We start from the raw sequence: 619 nt of genomic DNA, 5'->3' as shown, positions 1-619 counted from the left end.
CATGCGGGCCGTTCCTGCGAGGCGCGCAAGCCCACGCTGCAGGTCATCGAGCGCGGCATGAAGCTGGCCCAGCAGACCGCCGCCGCGCTGGACGCCGAGAACACCCGGTCCGGCGCGCAGGTCGTACTGCTCGGCCGTGCGGGGCAGGATCTGGGCAAGTACGGTCTGCGCTACTCGCACTTTGGCTGGGCCTACAGGACGCCCGAGGGCAGCTGGCGCGTGGCGCACAAGCTCAACGAATGCGGCACGGCCGAGGGCCATCTGTACCGCCAGGGGCTGGGTGAGTTCTTTCTGGACGACCTGTGGCGCTACGTGGCCGTGTACGCCGTTCCCACGGCCGAGGTGCAGCAGCGCCTGCTGTCCGTGCTGCTGCACGACGAGCGCATCCGGGCGCTGCAACACCTGCCCTACAGCACGGTCAGCTACGTGTGGGGGGTCAAGTACCAGCAGTCCAACCAGTGGGCGCTGGAGACGCTGGCCATGGCGATGGACCCCGCCGCGGTGCACACGCGTGCGCAAGCGCAGGCCTGGTTGCAGCGCAAGGGCTACGCGCCCAGCGTGCTCAAGATCGGCGCGCTCACGCGCCTGGGCGGGCGCCTTGGCTCGGCGAACATCGCGT

1 protein-coding gene is annotated in these 619 nt (G+C 70.0%); it reads left to right on the top strand.

Annotation, left to right across the window (positions count from 1 at the left end):
* Positions 1-619: DUF2145 domain-containing protein (locus tag VTU_RS0121880; RefSeq protein ID WP_010108989.1), on the top strand; the 619-nt coding region annotated here is incomplete at both ends.

Source organism: Verminephrobacter aporrectodeae subsp. tuberculatae At4 (assembly GCF_000193225.1).
GTDB lineage: Bacteria > Pseudomonadota > Gammaproteobacteria > Burkholderiales > Burkholderiaceae_C > Acidovorax > Acidovorax aporrectodeae.
This window is presented reverse-complemented; position numbering and strand designations above follow the sequence as displayed.